Below are 16,484 nucleotides of genomic sequence, written 5' to 3' on the forward strand. Positions count from 1 at the left end.
GCGAGAAGACACAGAATCGCACTAATTCGGCCTCCCGGATGCGATTCTGTGTCTGCTCGCGCCCGGCTATATCGTGGCGGTCATGGACTTCGCGATGTCGGCCAAAGCCAGCGACTACCACAAGAAATTGACCGACTTCATGACGGAGTTCGTTTTCCCAGCCGAAGCCGAATACGAGAAGTACCGGCACGAGGCCGGGCCCGACGACCACACCGTGCCGCCGATCGTCGAGGACCTCAAGATCAAGGCCCGGGAGCGCGGTCTGTGGAACCTGTTCCTGCCGGCCGAGTCGGGACTGACCAACCTGGACTACGCGCCGCTGGCCGAGCTGTCCGGCTGGAGTTTGGAGATAGCCCCCGAAGCGCTCAACTGCGCGGCACCCGACACCGGCAACATGGAGACGCTGCACCTGTTCGCCACCGAGCAGCAGCGCAAGGACTGGCTGGAGCCGCTGCTCAACGGCGAGATCCGCAGTGCCTTCTCCATGACCGAACCGGCGGTCGCCAGCAGCGACGCCCGCAACATCGAGACCTCGATCGTGCGCGACGGCGCCGACTACGTGATCAACGGCCGCAAGTGGTGGACCTCGGGCGCGGCGGACCCGCGCTGCAAGATCCTGATCGTGATGGGCCGCACCAACCCCGAGGCGGCCAGCCACCAGCAGCAGTCCATGGTGCTGGTCCCGATCGACACCCCCGGTGTGACCGTGGTCCGCTCGACCGGTGTGTTCGGCTGGCAGGACCAGCACGGGCACTGCGAGGTCGTCTACGACAACGTGCGGGTCCCGGCCAGCAATCTGCTGGGCGAGGAGGGCTCCGGGTTCGCGATCGCCCAGGCGCGGCTGGGACCGGGCCGCATCCATCACTGCATGCGTGCGCTCGGCGGTGCCGAACGGGCGTTGGCGCTCATGGTGCACCGGGCCAACAGCCGCATCGCCTTCGGCAAGCCGCTGGCCGACCAGGGGCTGGTGCAGCACGCAATTGCCAAGTCGCGCAACGAGATCGACCAGGCCCGGCTGTTGTGCGAGAAGGCGGCATGGACCATCGACCAGCACGGCAACAAAGCGGCGCACCTGTTGGTGTCCCAGATCAAGGCGGTGGCCCCGCAGGTCGCCTGCGACGTCATCGACCGCGCGATCCAGGTGCACGGCGCCGCCGGCATCTGCGACGACACCCCGCTGGCCCGGCTGTACGGGTGGCACCGGGCGATGCGGATCTTCGACGGCCCCGACGAGGTCCACATGCGCACCATCGCGCGCAAAGAGCTCGGCGGGGAGCAGTCCGCGCTCGCCGCGGCGGTCACCGGCCATGCCTGACGGTCTGCGAAATCTGCCGGGCGCGTGGAACTTTCGTGATGTCGCGGACATCGTGCCGGGTCTGCGTCCGGGCCGGCTGTTCCGGTCCAGTGAGCTGAGCAGCCTGGACGACGACGGCCGCGCGGTGCTGCGGCAGTTGCGCATCACCGATGTCGCCGACCTGCGCGCGGCCCGTGAGGTGGCCCGCCGCGGTCCGGGGCGCGTTCCCGACGGGATCGACGTCCACCTGCTGCCGTTCCCGGATCTCGCCGACGACGACAAGTCCGACGGCGGCACCGACGACGAGGCGCCGCACGAGTCCGCGTTCAAGCGCCTGATGATCGAAGGTGCCAACGGCGAAGCGGACGAAACAGACGAAGCCATCGAGGCCAAAGCGGTCAAGTACATGACCGACGAATACCGCCAATTCCCAACGCGTAACGGGGCGCAACGGGCGGTGCACCGGGTGTTCACCCTGTTGGCCGACGGACGACCCGTGCTGACGCACTGCTTCGCCGGCAAGGATCGCACCGGTTTCGTGGTCGCCACGGTGCTCGAGGCCGTCGGGCTGGACCGCGACCTCATCGTCACCGACTACCTGCGCAGCAACCACGCGGTAGCCCAACTGCGCGACCGCATCACCGAGATGATCCAGCAGCGCGCCGACGTCGAACTGACTCCCGAGGTCGAGACGTTCACCAAAGCGCGGCTGTCCGACGGGGTGCTGGGTGTGCGCGCCGAATATCTGACCGCCGCCTGGCAATCGATCGACGAGACGCACGGATCGCTGCAGGGCTACCTGCGCGACGCGGGCATCTCCGACGACCACGTGACGCGGCTGCGCAGGGCACTGCTCGACTGAGTCTCACTATGAGCTCGGCCAAAGGCCAGACAGCCCGGTGTGATCGCTCTACCCTCGACGCAGGAGGGATAGAGCTTGTCGTATGTTTTCGCGCAGCCGCCCGTATTGGCAGCGGCGGCAACCGAGTTGGCGGGTATCGGTTCGGTCATCGGTGCGGCGGCCACCGCCGCGGCCGTGCCGACGACCGGTATCGCGATGGCCGCCGCGGACGAGGTGTCGGTTGCGATCGCGAACTTCTTCGGCGGCTTCGGCTCCGAATTCCAAGCTGTCAGTAGCAATCTCGGGTTGCTCTACGACGGGTTGGTGCAGCGGCTGACCGCCACCGTGGAGTACTACGCCAACGCCGAAGCGATCAACACCGCTCAATTGATCCAGGCCGCGACGGCCGGGCTCACCATACCGACATCGGCGGCGCCGTTCAGTCCCACTGGCGTGGCAATCATCATGGGCGGCACCGGAACACCCATACCGGGCGCGGCGTACCTCAACGCCATCAACACCCTGTTCGTCCAACCACTTGCGCCGGGCGCGATCGTGTCGGCGCTGAACACCCCCGAGCAGCTGTATCCGATCACCGGGGTGCGATCCCTGCCGTTGGCCACCTCGGTGCAGCAGGGACTGCAAATCCTCAACACCGCGGTGTGGGAGCAAATCAACGGCGGTAACAACGTCACCGTTTTCGGCTACTCGCAGAGCGCCATCATTTCCTCGCTGTTGATGCAGCACTACATCTCGCTGGGCCCGCTGGCTCCGGACCCGTCGCAGCTCAGCTTCATCTTGACCGGCAACGAGATGAACCCCAACGGCGGCATCCTGGCGCGCATCCCCGGACTGAACATCTCCACGCTGGGTCTGCCGTTCTACGGGGCCACCCCGGACGGGCCGTACCCGACCACCACTTACACGCTCGAATACGACGGGTTCGCCGACTTCCCGCGCTATCCGCTCAACATCCTGTCCGACCTCAACGCGGTTTTCGGCATCATCACGGTGCACACCACCTACGCCGACCTGACTCCCGCGCAGATCGCGTCGGCCATCGAGTTGCCGACGGACGGCACCACCAGCAACAAGTACTACCTCATCCCGCACCCGGACCTACCGCTGCTGGATCCGGTGCGGGCCATACCGGTCATCGGCGAACCCATCGCGGCGCTGGTGCAACCGAATCTGAAGGTGCTCGTCAACCTCGGCTACGGCGACCCCAACTTCGGCTACTCCACCGGCCCGGCCAACGTGCCCACCCCGTTCGGGCTGTTCCCGGAGATTCCGCCCGACGTCGTCGTCAACGCCCTGATCGCCGGAACCAATCAGGGCATCAACGATTTCCTGGCGGTGGCGCCGAGCGCGCTGACGACCCCGCCGGTGATTCCCACGCCCGCGTTCCCGCCGCTGATCCAGGCATATCTGCCTGCGTCGCCGCCCCCGGTGCCGGCGACCCCGGTCAACATCGCCAACACGTTGGCGTCGGTCGTGTCCACCGGCTATTCGGTGCTACTGCCGACGGCCGACCTGGCGACGGCTTTCGCCACCACGCTGCCCGCCTACAACACGACCTTGTTCTTGAGCCAGCTTGCTCAGGGCGACATCAGGGGGGCGATCGAACTCCCCCTCGCCGCCACCGCCGGTTTGGCAGCGCTGGGCGGCATGATCGAATTCATCGCGGTCGTGGAAGCAGCCGCGGAAATAGCTCAGGACTTGCAGAGCCTTTCCTTCTGATCGGAGCGACGGCTCCTGTTTCGGTAGCGAAAACGCTTGTCGCTAAACGCCAGACAGCCCCGCCCGGTCCCCTTACGCTTGCGTCAACGCCGCGCCGGGCCGCGGGGAAGGGACATCGGGAATGTCGTTCTTGTTGACTGAGCCGCACACACTGACGGCGGCGGCGGTGGATCTCGAAGGGATCGGGGCGGCGATCAGAGCGGCCAGCGCGGCGGCGGCCGCACCCACCTCGTCTGTGCTGGCGGCGGCCGGCGACGAGGTGTCGGCAGCGGTCGCGAATTTCTTCGGCGCGTTGGGCCTGGAGTACCAGGATGTGCTTGGTCGGGTGGCGGGCTTCCAGGGGCAGTTCCAGCAGTCGCTGGCCGCGGCGGCGAACGCCTACGCCAACGCCGAATCGGCCGCCGCCGCCGCGCTGGGCGGGCTGCTGGCGCCGACTCAGGCCGCCAGCGCGGCTTCGGTATCGCTGTTCTTGAGCGGCACCGGAGTGCCCATCGTCACGCCCACGTTCATCGAGAAGGCCAACGACCTGTACGTCCGTACGGGCCTGGCCAAGATCGGCCTGAACACCCCCGAGGAGCTCTACCCGCTCACCGGCGTGCGCAGCATGTATTTCAACAGATCGGTCGGCGTCGGGCTGAGTATCCTCGACACCGCCGTCTACAACCAGATCAACAACCTCGGCGAAACCGTGACGGTGTTCGGGATTTCGCAGAGCGCGGTCATCTCCTCGCTGTACATGCGCAACCTCGCGGCCGGTCTGTCGAGTTTCGGTGCGGCCCCACCGCTCGCCAACCAACTCAGCTTCGTGTTGACCGGCAACGAGATGAACCCCAACGGCGGTCTGCTGTCGCGGTTTCCGGGTCTGTCGATGCCGTCGCTGGGGCTGGACTTCTACGGCTCCACACCGTCGGACATCATCTACCCGACGAAGATCTACACGCTGGAATACGACGGCTTCGCCGACTTCCCGAAGTATCCGCTCAACATCATCTCCGACCTGAACGCGATCGCGGGCATCATCTACGTTCATCCGACATACCTGTCGCTGACCCCAGCGCAGATCGACAACGCCATCCCGCTGACACCGTCGCCGGGCTACACCGGCAACACCGAGTACTACATCATCCCGACCGAGCACCTGCCGCTGCTGCAGCCGCTGCGGGCGATACCGGTCATCGGCAATCCGCTGGCCAACCTGCTCGAGCCGAGCACGAGGGTGCTCGTCAACCTCGGCTACGGTGACCCGGCCTACGGCTACTCCACCAGTCCCCCGGATATCCCGACGCCGTTCGGACTGTTCCCCGACCTGACGGGTGCGGCTTCCCCGGTCAACGTGTTCAACGCACTCGCGACCGGCACCCAGCAGGGTGTCCAGAACTTCGCCACCGACCTGCAGGCGATCGCCGCGCAACCGGTCACCGCCCCGACGCTGACGCTGCCGTCGCCGTCCGATATCGCCCTGAAGGCGGCCGCCTTCCCGTCCCCGACCAAGATCGTCAACACGGTCGCCTCGATCATCTCGACCAACTACGCCGTGCTACTTCCCACCGCGGACATCGGCCTGTCGATCTTCACGTCGCTACCCGCCTACAACGTGCAGCTGTTCACCGAACAGCTCGCGCAAGGCAACCTGATCAACGCGATCGGCTACCCGATCGCCGCCGACATCGGGTTGGCGTCGGTGGCCGGCGGGGTCGAATTCCTCGTGATCACCGAGGCCCTCGCCGCAACCATCAAAGACATCCAGTCGCTGATCCCGTAGATATTTAGTCGGCAAAAGCACTATGCGGTCGACGCGGCCGTTCTAGTCTGACAGGTGCCGGGCTCGATGATGACCCTCAGCGCCGGGTCAGCGAGCTCCGTCGAGTATCGAAATACCTTGGCCGTGAAGGGAATTCGCCGATGTCATATCTAGCGACGCAACCGCAGCTGATGGCCGCCGCCGCCGAGAATCTGGCCGGCCTCCAGACGGCCCTGGCCGAGATCAACTCAGCGGTGGCCGGCCCCACCACAGGTTTGGCGGCCGCTGCCGCCGACGAGGTGTCCGAAGCCGCGGCCCGCCTGTTCGGTGTGTTCGGCCTGGAGTACCAGCAGGTCGTCGGTCAAACGGCGGCGTTTCACGCGGAATTCACCCGGGCATTGACGACGGCCAGCCTCGCCTACGCCGAAGCCGAAATCGCCGGGGCGGCAGCGCTGGCCGCGGCATCGCCACTCGACGCGCTACTGGCGCCGCTGCAGCCGCTGCTGGCACCGATCCAGGCGTTGTTCGCGCCGCCCGCCATATCCGGCGGCACACCGGTCAATACGCCGCTTCCGACGATCTTGCCGACCACCGACGTGGCATTGATCATGACCGGCAGCGGCACGCCGATACCGTCGCTGGCCTACATGGCTGCGGTGCGGCCGTGGATCCAGTTCCATGTGACCGATCCGCTGTCGATCCCGCTGAACACTCCCGAAGGGCTGTATCCGCTCACCGCCATCAAGGATCTGACGCTCAACGTCTCGGTCCAGCGGGGCGTCGAAATGTTGCACAATGCGCTCTTCTCGCCGACCGGATTGATGGCAGGACCGAACCCACAGAGCGTTTCGGTACTGGGCTACTCGCAGAGTGCGGTCCTCTCCTCGATCGAGTTGCGCAATCTGGTCGCCTCGGGAATAACCTACGACCCGCTGAATCCACTGACCTTCACGCTGCTGGGCAACCCGATGGCGCCCAACGGCGGTCTGCTGTCGCGATTCCCCGGCCTGTCCCTGCCGGCGCTGGGTCTGGACTTCTTCGGCCCGACGCCGTCGAACACGGGCTATCCGCTCAACATGTTCTCGTTGCAGTACGACGGGTACACGCAGTTCCCGAGGTATCCGATCAACTTCCTGGCCGACCTCAACGCATTCCTCGGTATCCAGACCGTGCACGGCGATTATCCGAGCATCATCGGAGCGAACGGCGCACTGGCCCCCGGCTACAGCATGGTCGAATTGCCGGTGTCCCCGGGCAATCTCACCGACCACTACTACGTGATCACCTACGACGGCCTGCCACTCGTCCAGCCGTTCCGCTCGATCCCGGTGTTCGGCAATGCAATCGCGGACCTGATCGAACCGAACCTGACCTACCTGGTCAACTGGGGCTACGGCGACCCGCACTACGGCTACTCGACCGGCTATGCCGACGTGCACACCCCGTTTGGCCTGATCCCGCCAATCCCGGCGAACTTCATCGGCGACCAGATCGTCCTGGCCAACCAGGGCTGGAATGCCTTCGTGGGCGACATCCAGGGCATGGTCCCGACGACGCTGCCGTCGCTGACCGACCTGGTGCCGACCGGCGGGGGCGGCGGCGGAGGCGGCGGGTTGCCGTTCGAGGTGCCGTCGCTGACCGGCTTCTCCGTCAACGGCGTCTTCGACGCGCTCAAGGCGGCGAACACAAACATCACCACCGCCATCACCGCGTCCGCCGCCGACGGCTACGCGGCGCTGCTACCGACCGCCGACATCGCGAACAGCCTGCTCACCACCCTGCCGTCCTACAACCTCAACCTGTTCCTGGACGGCATCCAGCAGGCCCTCAACGGCGACCCGATGGGGCTGGTGAACGCGTTCGGCAACCCGATCGCCGCGGACGTCGCGTTGTTCACCCTGTCGGGAGGGTTCCAGCTGATCGTGACGATCGACACGGTCACCTCGATCATCGACAACCTCACCGGTGCACTGATTCCGACCGACGTGATCTCGTAGCGGAGGCTTTCTCAGAAAGTCGTATGCGGCACCGTCAGTCGGCCTAAGCTGATCTCTGGCAGGGGGGCCTCGTCATTCGAAGGATGGGCTCATGTCGTACCTGGCCGTTCAGCCGGACTTGATCGCAACTGCCGCAGCCGATCTGGAACAACTTCGCACCGCGATCGGCGCAGCGACCCCGGCGACGGGTGTGTTGGCCGCGGCCGCCGACGAGGTTTCGGTCGCGTTCGCGCAACTGATGAACGACTTCGCCGCGGAGTACCAGGGTGCCGCGCGGCAGGCGACCGCGTTCCAGGAGCAGTTCGCCCGCATCCTGACCGGCGGCGGATTGGCTTACGTACAAACCGAATTGGCCAACGCCGTCGGCAACGCACTCAATCCGGTTCTGTCGCCGATCCGGTCGCTGCTCGGTAATGTCGCCGCAGCCCCTGCCGCCGGTGTCTTCACGCTGGTGATGGGCGCCAGCGGATATCCGATCCCGATCGAGGACTACATCCAGGGCATTCCCCTTGCCTATATCGACCCGATCTGGGGCGGCGGAATCAACCTCGGCATCAACACCCCCGAGGGTTTGTATCCCCTTACCGGCATCAAGGACCTGACGTTCGACGTGTCGGCGGCGCGCGGCTTGACCATCTTGGACAACGCGATTCGGGACGCCTTCGGCAAACTCACCGCTACTCAGGTCAACGTGTTCGGCTACTCCCAGAGCGCGGTCATCGCCTCGATGGAGATGATCGCGCTCAACCCCACCAACACGCCGGTGCCGGCGGGCGGCCCGTTCGAGCATCTGAACTTCACGTTGGTCGGCAATCCGAGCAATCCGAACGGCGGTCTGCTGGCGCGCTTTCCGGGGCTCGCATTACCGAGCCTGGGTCTGGACGTGTTCGGCGTGGCGACCCCGGACAACTCGTTCCCGTCGCGCATCTACACCATCGAGTACGACGGATTCGGCGGCTTCCCGCAATACCCGCTCAACGTGGTGTCCGACATCAACGCATTCCTGGGCATCATCGAGCTACACGGCCGCTATCCGTTCCTGTCGGACATAACGCTGGCCAACGCGATCCAGCTGACGAACACCACCCACCCAACCCTGACCGAGTACTTCATGGTTCCCACCGAGAACCTGCCGATCCTGTCCCCGCTGCGGGCCATCCCGATCATCGGTCACCCGCTCGCCGCGCTCGTCGAGCCCTGCACCGAAGTCATCGTGAACCTGGGGTATGGCAGCACCACCAACGGCTGGTCACCGGATCCGCCGAACGTCGCCACCGGGTTCGGCGTGATCCCACCGGTGCCGCCCGGCGAGATCATCTCCGCGCTGGCCGCCGGAGTCCAGCAGGGGATCGCCGACTTCGGCCACGAAGTCTCGCTGATCGGCCCGTCGGACTTCGTCGAGCTGATCCCGACGGTCGACACGGCGGGACTCAGCAACAAGATCCTGGCCGGCGCGCAGTACTCACTGTCGTCGCCGCAGAACTTCGTCCAGTCGGCACTGAACGCGAACCTCAAGATCGGTTACACCGCATCGGCCGTTGCCGCGTCGGCTTACTCGACTGTGCTGCCCACCACCGACATCCTCAATGCCGCCGTGACCGCCCTCCCGGCCTACAACATCAGCCTGTTCGGCGACGGAATACTGCAGGCGCTCAACGGAGATCCGGTCAACGGACTGATCAACGCGTTCGGCAAGCCGGCCGCCGCGACCGTGGGGTTGGGAGTCCTGATGGCCGGGTTCGAAGTGCGGGTCTTCCAGCACGCGGCCAGTGACATCGTCGCCGAGATCAACAGCCTGTTCGCCTAAGGCTCCAGCACGACCTTGCCGAGCACGCCGCCGTCGTCCAGGCTCTGCAGCGCGGCTCGCGCTTCGGACAGCGGATAGCGTTGTGGTGGAGGCGGTTTCAGGCCCAACGAAACCAGTTGGTTGAGCCCCGACGAGAACAGCACCGCCGAGCCCGGAACCTTGTTGAGGTATTCGCCCCAGGCCACGCCCAGCACGCCGACGTTGCGCAGCAACAACCGGTTGACCGTCAGGGTGGGGATGCTGCCCGCGGCGAACCCGATCACCAGCAGTTTGCCGTCGATCGCCAGCGCGCGGATCGCGTCGTCGAAAGTCTTGCCACCGATCGGGTCGACGACGATGTCCACCCCCTGGCCGTTGGTGTGCGCGAGCACCCGCTCGACCCAGCCTTCGCTCAGGTGCAGCACCTGGTCGGCACCCAGGGCCTTGACGTAGGCCATGGCCGCTTCGCGGTGCACCACGCCGATCACCTGGCTGGCGCCCATCGCCTTGGCGATCTGGACGGCGGCGGTGCCCACCCCGCCGGCCGCGCCCAGCACCAGCACCGTCTGACCGGGCCGCATCACCGCGCGCCGGGACAGCGCGAAATACATGGTGTTGTAGTTGACCAACAACGACACCGATTCGGCGTCGTCGAGTTCGGCCGGGCTGCGAATCACGTGCGACACCGGGACGGCCACCTGCTCGGCATAACAGCCGAGCACACCGAATGCCGAAACCCGTTCGCCCACACGGAAACCCGAGTCCACCGGCGCCGACCGCACCACACCGGCCGTCTCCATCCCGGGCACGAACGGGGGCGGCAACTTCAGCTGGTACTTGCCCTTGGTCAGCAGCAGGTCGGGGAAGCACACCCCGGCGGCGCGTACCTCGATGACGATGTTGCCACCGCCATCGGATACGTCCTCGACATCGGTGTAGACAAGGCCGGACGGACCGGAAAGCTCTTGTACTACCGAAGCTTTCATGAAGCGCGAGGTGCTTTCGCCGGATCGGTCAGAGCTTGAATCCAGCTTTTTGCGCGGCCGACAGATCGGTGATCTGGCCCCACTCGTCCGCCACATCCTGCACCGTCGGCGGCTTGTCGAAGTTCACCCCGTCGTTCTGGAACAGCGCAACCCGCTGCACCTTGCCGCCCCCGACGACGAACACCGAGCCGTTGTCCGGGTTCTCCTCGGTGCACAGGTAGGCCACCACCGGCGCGACGAACTCCGGGGTCAGCTTCTCCAGCACCTCCTTGGGCATGATGTCCTCGGTCATCCGGGTGGCCGCGATCGGGGCGACCGCGTTGGCGTGGATGTTGTACTTGGCGCCCTCGAGTGCCAGCGTGTTGATCAGACCCACCAGGCCCAATTTCGCTGCGCCGTAATTGGTCTGGCCGAAGTTGCCGAACAACCCGCTGGTCGAGGTGGCCACCACGACGCGTCCGTAGCTCTGCTCGCGGAAGTGCGGCCAGGCCGCGCGGATCACGTTGTAGCCGCCGTACAGGTGCACCTTGAGCACGGCGTCCCAGTTCTCCGACGTCATCTTGTGGAAGGTGCCGTCGCGCAGGATCCCGGCGTTGCTCACCACACCATGCACGGCGCCGAACTCGTCGAGCGCGGTCTTGATGATGTTGGCCGCACCGTCGGCTTCGGCGACGCTGTCGTAGTTGGCGACCGCGCGGCCCCCGGCGTCCCGAATCTCGGTGACGACCTGATCGGCCATCGCCGACCCGCCACCGGTGCCGTCGCGGGCACCACCGAGGTCGTTGACCACGACGCTGGCGCCCTCCCGGGCGAGGTTCAGGGCGTATTCACGACCCAATCCCCCGCCGGCGCCGGTTACTACGACGACACGATCCTGCACTCCGGGCATCAGTTTCCTCTCTGCAACGCAATAAGTGGACGGCTCAGGCTAGAACAGCCTGCGGGCCAGCTTGAAAGCCCGATCGGTGTACGGCGGGTAGATCATCTTGGAGAAGTCGGGGCGGGTCGGCTTCGTCAGCACCGACTTGCGGTGGCTGAACTCGTCGAAACCCCACTTCCCGTGGTAGGCGCCCATGCCGGAGGAGCCGACGCCACCGAACGGCAGCTTGGCCGTCGACACCTGGAAGGCGAGGTGGTTGATCAGCATGCCGCCGGCCGTCACCTCCTTGATCACCCGCTCGCGGGTTCCCTTCGTCTTGGTGAACAGGTAGGCCGACAGCGGCTTGGGCCGGGCATTGACGAAATTGATCGCCTCGTCCAGCGACGTGACCGTGATGACCGGCAGGATCGGGCCGAAGATCTCGTTCTGCATCAACGGTCCGTCCACATCCGGGTCCACGACGACGGTCGGCTGGATGCGCAGGCTGGACGCGTCGGACTTGCCGCCGACCGCGACCTTCCCCTTGCCGTCCGCTTCAGCCGCGTCGATGTACCCGGTCAACCGGTCGAACTGGCGCTCGTTGACGATGCGCATACCGGCCTGGTTGTCGTTGGCCCGGAACTTGGTCAGCGCGGAACCGATCTTGTCGACGAGCTCGTCGCGGATCGTGGCGTCGGCCAGCACGTAGTCGGGCGCGACGCAGGTCTGCCCGGAGTTCATGATCTTGATCCAGGCGATCCGCTTGGCCGCGACGTCCACGTCGGCGTCCGCGGCCACGATCACCGGGCTCTTGCCGCCCAGTTCGAGGGTGACCGGGGTCAGGTGCTTGGCGGCGCCCTCGTAGACCTTGCGGCCGATCTCGGTGCCGCCGGTGAACAGCACGCGGTCCAGGCCCTGCCCGATCAGCTCCTGCGTGACGGACCCGTCACCCTCGATCACCGCGACCGCGTCGGTGTCCAGGTACTTGGGCACCAGCTCGGCCATCAGGCGCGACGACGCCGGGGCGATCTCGGAGGGTTTGAGGATGACGGCGTTGCCGGCGGCCAGCGCGCCGACCGCGGGACCGAGGGTCAAATAGAACGGGTAGTTCCACGCGCCGATGATCAGCACGGTGCCGTACGGCTCGTACTCCACCCAACCGCGGCCGGGCAGCTGCGGCGCCTCCAGCAGCAGGTACTTGCGGCGCATCCATCTCTTCAGCTTCTTGGCCGCGTACTTGGCTTCACCGGCGGTGGTGGCGATGTCGGCGATGAACGCTTCGACCTGATTGCGGTCCAGGTCCTCGGCCAGCGCGGCGGCGATGGCCGGTTCGTTGTCCTCGACCAGCTTGGCCAGCTGCAGCAACTGGTGCTTGCGCCACTCGTAACTGCGGGTGCGTCCGGAAGCGAACGTCCGGCGCAGGCGGTCGACGGTTCCGGCGATGTCGACGTCTTCGGCAGCTTGCGACTGCGGGGGGGCGGGCGGGGATTCGGTGGTCATCGTTGTCCTTCCTTCCCGAGGTGCCCGCAGCCGTCGGCCAGCGGTCGCTCGTGGGTGATAACTCCCGATCCTAGTCACCCGGAAGGAATGGACAGAAGGCGCCGCTACAGCCGCTCGCCCATCACGAAGTCGGAGAACGCGTCCTTGTCGTCGGCCATGGGCACGTCGACCACCCAGCGGTCCAGTCGCTGCATCTCGTCGGGGGAGCTCACGGCGACAGCCCGCCAGCCGTGACTGTTCAACCACTCGTCGACCGGTGCCCGGTGCTCGTCGCGATACATCAGCTCGCCGACGTCGATGGTCTCTTCCAGCCCGATCTCCTCGGCGACCTTCTTGAACCGTTCGCGCATCTGCTGGCGGCGGTCGTCGGCGTGCGCGGGTGCGGTTTCGGCAGCGATGCGGCTGCCTGGCGCGCTCAACTCGCTGACCTGGGTGAACAGCTTGTCCTGCGCCTCGGCGGGCAGGTACATCAGCAGCCCTTCGGCCAGCCACGCCGTCGGTGCGGTGGGGTCGAAGCCGGCGTCGCGCAGCGCGCCCGGCCAGTCCTGGCGCAGGTCGATCGCCACCGCCCGGCGGTCGGCCGACGGCGTCACCTCGTTCTCGGACAGGGTCGTCGACTTGTACTCCAGGACCTGCGGCTGGTCGATCTCGAAGACGGTGGTCCCGGCCGGCCAGTCCAGTCGATACGCCCGTGAATCCAGGCCCGACGCCAGGATGACGACCTGCCGGATCCCGGTGGCGACGGCGTCGCGGAAGAAGGTGTCGAAGAAGTGGGTCCGCACCGCCTGGTAACCGCGCATGTGCCGGACCATGGCCGCGGCTTCGGCGTCCATCGCTTCCACCTTGGCCGCGACGGCGGGGTCGAGCATGGCCTCCCACAGCACTCCGGCGTTGGCGTTGGTCACCAGGAGTTTTGCGTAGGGGTCCCGGATCAGGGCGTCGGGTTGTTCGGTTTCCACCGCCCGCGCCGCGGCGACCATCACGGCCGTGGTGCCGACGCTGGTCCTGATGTCCCAGGTGTCGTCGTGGCTGCGTAATCCGCTCATTTCTGCACTCCTGCCAGGTGGCCCCACATCAGCGTGGCGGTGATGGCCTCGTCGACCAGATCTTCGGGTACCGGACGGCCCAGCCGGGCCATTTCCTGGTGATTGTCCACGCTGTGGACCTGCCAGCCGTGGTCGGTGAGCCATTGTGCTGGATCCGAACGCTCCGGCTCGTGGTAGGTGAGCGCGCCGATGTTGACGTCCAGACCGAGCCGGTCCCGCATCCGGTCCCAGCGCTGCCGGTTGCCGTCGACGACCATGGTGAATGCCTCGACGGCGAGACGACTGCCCGGCGCGCTCAGTGCGGTGCACAGCTGGAACAGCCGGTCCTGGGCGTCGCTGGGCAGATACGCCAGCAACCCCTCGGCCAGCCAGGCGGTGGGGCGCGACGGGTCGAACCCGGCCTCGATCAGCGCCGCCGGCCAGTCCTCACGCAGGTCCACCGCGACGGCATGCCGGGTTGCCGACGGGACCGCACCGTGGGAACCGAGCACCTCGGATTTGTACTCCAGCACCTTGGGCTGGTCGATCTCGTATAGCTGGGTCCCGGTCGGCCACTGCAACCGGTATGCCCGCGAGTCCAGGCCGGCGGCCAGGATCACCACCTGCCCGATACCGTCCCGCACGGCGCTGCCGAAGTACTCGTCGAAGTAGCGGGTGCGCACCGCCTGGTAGTCGCAACCCACCCGGTGCAGGCGTCTGCCGTGTTCGTCGCCGTCGAGCCAGGCGATGCTCGGGTCGGCGAGCCTGGCCCACGCCGGTCCGGCCGTGGCGACCAGCACCTGTGCGAACTCGTCGCGGATCAGCGGGTCCGGCCCGGCCGTCTCCACCGCGCGCGATGCGGCTACTGCCAACGCGGTGGCGCCGACGCTTTCGGTGATGAGCCAGCTGTCGCCGGCGGTACGCAACGAGGGCGTGTGGAGATCCGTCATGACCATCCATGCTACCTAATAACTTAGGTAAACTATACGCTTCGTGGGTCAGGTCACTGCCGGCTGGCGGCGGGGCTCCACAAATTCCCCCCGATCAGCTGGCCCAGCGTCCCGAGGATGTTCTCCACCTCCTGGAAGCTGCCGACGAAGCCCGCGTAGAAACCCACCCCGCACAGCATCAGCAGCAAAGCCTCCGCCAGTCGGTCGCCGTCGATGCCGGGGGCGAGTTCCCCGCCCTCGCGGGCCTCGTCGACGGCCCAGATCAGGAATTCTCGGGTGATCCGCACCGTGTCGTTCTCGGTCCGTCGCAGCTCCGGATGCCGCTGCGACTCCAGCACGGCAGTAGCTAAAAATGCTGCGGTACAAGGGTTTTCGGTGTCAGCCTCGATCGCTGTGGTGACGAAGGCTCCCACCCGGCCCAACAGCGTCTGCTCGCCCCGCGCCCGTTCGATGCCGGCGTTGACCACCAGGTCGGTAGTCCGATCGGAGACTTCGGTGTACAGCACCCGCTTGCTGGCGAAGTAATGGTTGATCGCGGGACGGGTCAGGTCGGCGCGGATCGCGATGGCCTGGAACGTCGCGCCGTCGTAGCCACGTTCGCTGAACACTTGACGGGCCGCCCGCACGATGCGTTTACGCGTCTCGTCGGCTTTTGCAGCGGGGGGGCGCCCGGGCCCGCGACTTGCCACATGCGGCATTACTAGAGTGTGCCACCGCCTCGCCGCGGCGTTAGCGCGTTCGCCGGGATACTTCCGAACTTGCCCGATTGGTAGTCCTCCAGGGCCTCGATCACCTCGGCCTTGGAGTTCATCACGAACGGGCCGTAGTGGAATACCGGCTCCCGAAGCGGTTGCCCGCCCAGCAGCAACACGTCCATGGGGTTCCGGCCCAGCCGGGCGGCCACGGTGATGCGATCACCCGGACCGAGGACCGCCAGCTGACCCTGCCTGATCGGGCGGCCCGCCGCACCGACCGTCCCCTCCCCGGACAGCACGTAGACCAGCGCGTTGAAGTCGGGGCGCCACGGGATGTTCAGTCGCGCACCGCTTTCGATGGTCGCGTGCGCCAAGGTGATCGGTGTGTGGGTGACTCCGGGACCGTGGTGGCCCGACACGTCGCCGGCGATGATGCGCAGCAGCGAGCCGCCGTCCTCGGATGCCAGCAGCTTGACGTCGCCGCCCTCGATGGCCTGGTAACGCGGCGGAGCGAACTTGTCCCGCTTGGGCAGATTCACCCACAGCTGGATGCCGTGGAAGACCCCGCCGCTGTCCACCATCTCGGCGGGTGGGGTCTCGATGTGCAGGATTCCCGACCCGGCCGTCATCCACTGGGTGGCGCCGTCGCCGATCAATCCGCCGCCACCGTGCGAATCCTGGTGGGCGAATTTGCCGTCGATCAGGTATGTCACGGTTTCGAAGCCGCGGTGCGGGTGCCAGTCGGTGCCGCGCGGCTCGCCCGGCTGATAGTCCACCTCGCCCAGCTGGTCCATGTGCACGAACGGGTCCAGCGCGGCGGGGCTGACTCCGGCGAAAGCCCGGACCACCGGGAATCCCAGGCCCTCATACCCCCGAGGCCCGGTGGTGACGGATCGGACCGGACGCTCGGCGTCGGCGGGTCCGGCCGGTGCCACCCTCGGCAACGTCAACGTGTCTGCGGTGATCGCGGGCATAGGTACCTCCTGAGTCGGTGATACCCAGTACAACCGGACTCGGGTCCGTTTATTCCTGGCTGCGCTCTGGTCGAGGCGTCGCCAGGCAAGCCGGGT

General features: G+C 66.5%; 13 protein-coding genes. 6 read left to right on the forward strand and 7 right to left on the reverse strand.

The genetic code is table 11. From position 1 onward, the window contains the following. Window positions 1–94 precede the first annotated feature (94 nt). The 6 genes from AC5Y47_RS21815 to AC5Y47_RS21840 all read left to right on the forward strand — a co-directional run bounded on the left by AC5Y47_RS21815 (window position 95) and on the right by AC5Y47_RS21840 (window position 9,420). Window positions 95–1,315 carry an acyl-CoA dehydrogenase family protein gene (locus tag AC5Y47_RS21815; RefSeq protein WP_499946349.1) on the forward strand — a complete coding sequence of 407 codons (1,221 nt, stop codon included), beginning with the start codon at window positions 95–97 and terminating at the stop codon, window positions 1,313–1,315. Next, window positions 1,308–2,156, forward strand: a complete 849-nt coding sequence (locus AC5Y47_RS21820) for a tyrosine-protein phosphatase (RefSeq protein ID WP_499946332.1) — start codon at window positions 1,308–1,310, stop codon at window positions 2,154–2,156. Before AC5Y47_RS21815 ends, AC5Y47_RS21820 begins: the two co-directional genes overlap by 8 nt. A gap of 75 nt (window positions 2,157–2,231) precedes the next feature. Further along, entirely contained in the window at window positions 2,232–3,875 is a 1,644-nt protein-coding gene (locus AC5Y47_RS21825; RefSeq protein WP_499946333.1) for a PE family protein, read from the forward strand. A gap of 121 nt (window positions 3,876–3,996) precedes the next feature. Continuing rightward, window positions 3,997–5,637: a PE family protein gene (locus tag AC5Y47_RS21830; RefSeq protein ID WP_499946334.1), complete on the forward strand. Its 1,641-nt coding sequence runs from the start codon at window positions 3,997–3,999 to the stop codon at window positions 5,635–5,637. A 140-nt stretch (window positions 5,638–5,777) separates the two neighbouring features. Beyond that, window positions 5,778–7,613, forward strand: coding sequence for a PE-PPE domain-containing protein (locus AC5Y47_RS21835; protein WP_499946335.1), 1,836 nt, complete (start codon window positions 5,778–5,780; stop codon window positions 7,611–7,613). A 91-nt stretch (window positions 7,614–7,704) separates the two neighbouring features. After that, window positions 7,705–9,420: a PE family protein gene (locus tag AC5Y47_RS21840; protein ID WP_499946336.1), complete on the forward strand. Its 1,716-nt coding sequence runs from the start codon at window positions 7,705–7,707 to the stop codon at window positions 9,418–9,420. Here AC5Y47_RS21840 and AC5Y47_RS21845 read toward each other — a convergent pair. The 7 genes from AC5Y47_RS21845 to AC5Y47_RS21875 all read right to left on the reverse strand — a co-directional run bounded on the left by AC5Y47_RS21845 (window position 9,417) and on the right by AC5Y47_RS21875 (window position 16,388). Next, window positions 9,417–10,385, reverse strand: coding sequence for an NADPH:quinone oxidoreductase family protein (locus AC5Y47_RS21845; protein ID WP_499946337.1), 969 nt, complete (start codon window positions 10,383–10,385; stop codon window positions 9,417–9,419). The two genes, AC5Y47_RS21840 and AC5Y47_RS21845, sit on opposite strands and share 4 nt — an antisense overlap. A 28-nt stretch (window positions 10,386–10,413) precedes the next feature. Next, the gene (locus AC5Y47_RS21850) at window positions 10,414–11,274 is read right to left on the reverse strand and encodes an SDR family NAD(P)-dependent oxidoreductase (protein WP_499946338.1); all 861 of its coding nucleotides are present in this window, start codon (window positions 11,272–11,274) and stop codon (window positions 10,414–10,416) included. Between the two features lie 39 nt (window positions 11,275–11,313). Next, a complete protein-coding gene (locus tag AC5Y47_RS21855; protein WP_499946339.1) occupies window positions 11,314–12,744 on the reverse strand; it encodes an aldehyde dehydrogenase family protein in 1,431 nt (476 codons plus the stop codon). Between the two features lie 104 nt (window positions 12,745–12,848). Beyond that, window positions 12,849–13,790 (reverse strand): class I SAM-dependent methyltransferase, encoded by a 942-nt coding sequence (locus tag AC5Y47_RS21860; protein ID WP_499946340.1) that lies wholly within the window; start codon window positions 13,788–13,790, stop codon window positions 12,849–12,851. Next, window positions 13,787–14,719, reverse strand: coding sequence for a class I SAM-dependent methyltransferase (locus AC5Y47_RS21865; RefSeq protein ID WP_499946341.1), 933 nt, complete (start codon window positions 14,717–14,719; stop codon window positions 13,787–13,789). The genes AC5Y47_RS21860 and AC5Y47_RS21865 overlap by 4 nt, the downstream gene beginning before the upstream one ends. Before the next feature lie 53 nt (window positions 14,720–14,772). After that, window positions 14,773–15,417, reverse strand: coding sequence for a TetR/AcrR family transcriptional regulator (locus tag AC5Y47_RS21870; RefSeq protein ID WP_499946342.1), 645 nt, complete (start codon window positions 15,415–15,417; stop codon window positions 14,773–14,775). Between the two features lie 2 nt (window positions 15,418–15,419). Continuing rightward, window positions 15,420–16,388 (reverse strand): pirin family protein, encoded by a 969-nt coding sequence (locus AC5Y47_RS21875; protein ID WP_499946343.1) that lies wholly within the window; start codon window positions 16,386–16,388, stop codon window positions 15,420–15,422. Between the last annotated feature and the right edge of the window lie 96 nt (window positions 16,389–16,484).

The sequence above is a fragment of the Mycobacterium sp. NGS22 genome (genome assembly GCF_059813095.1).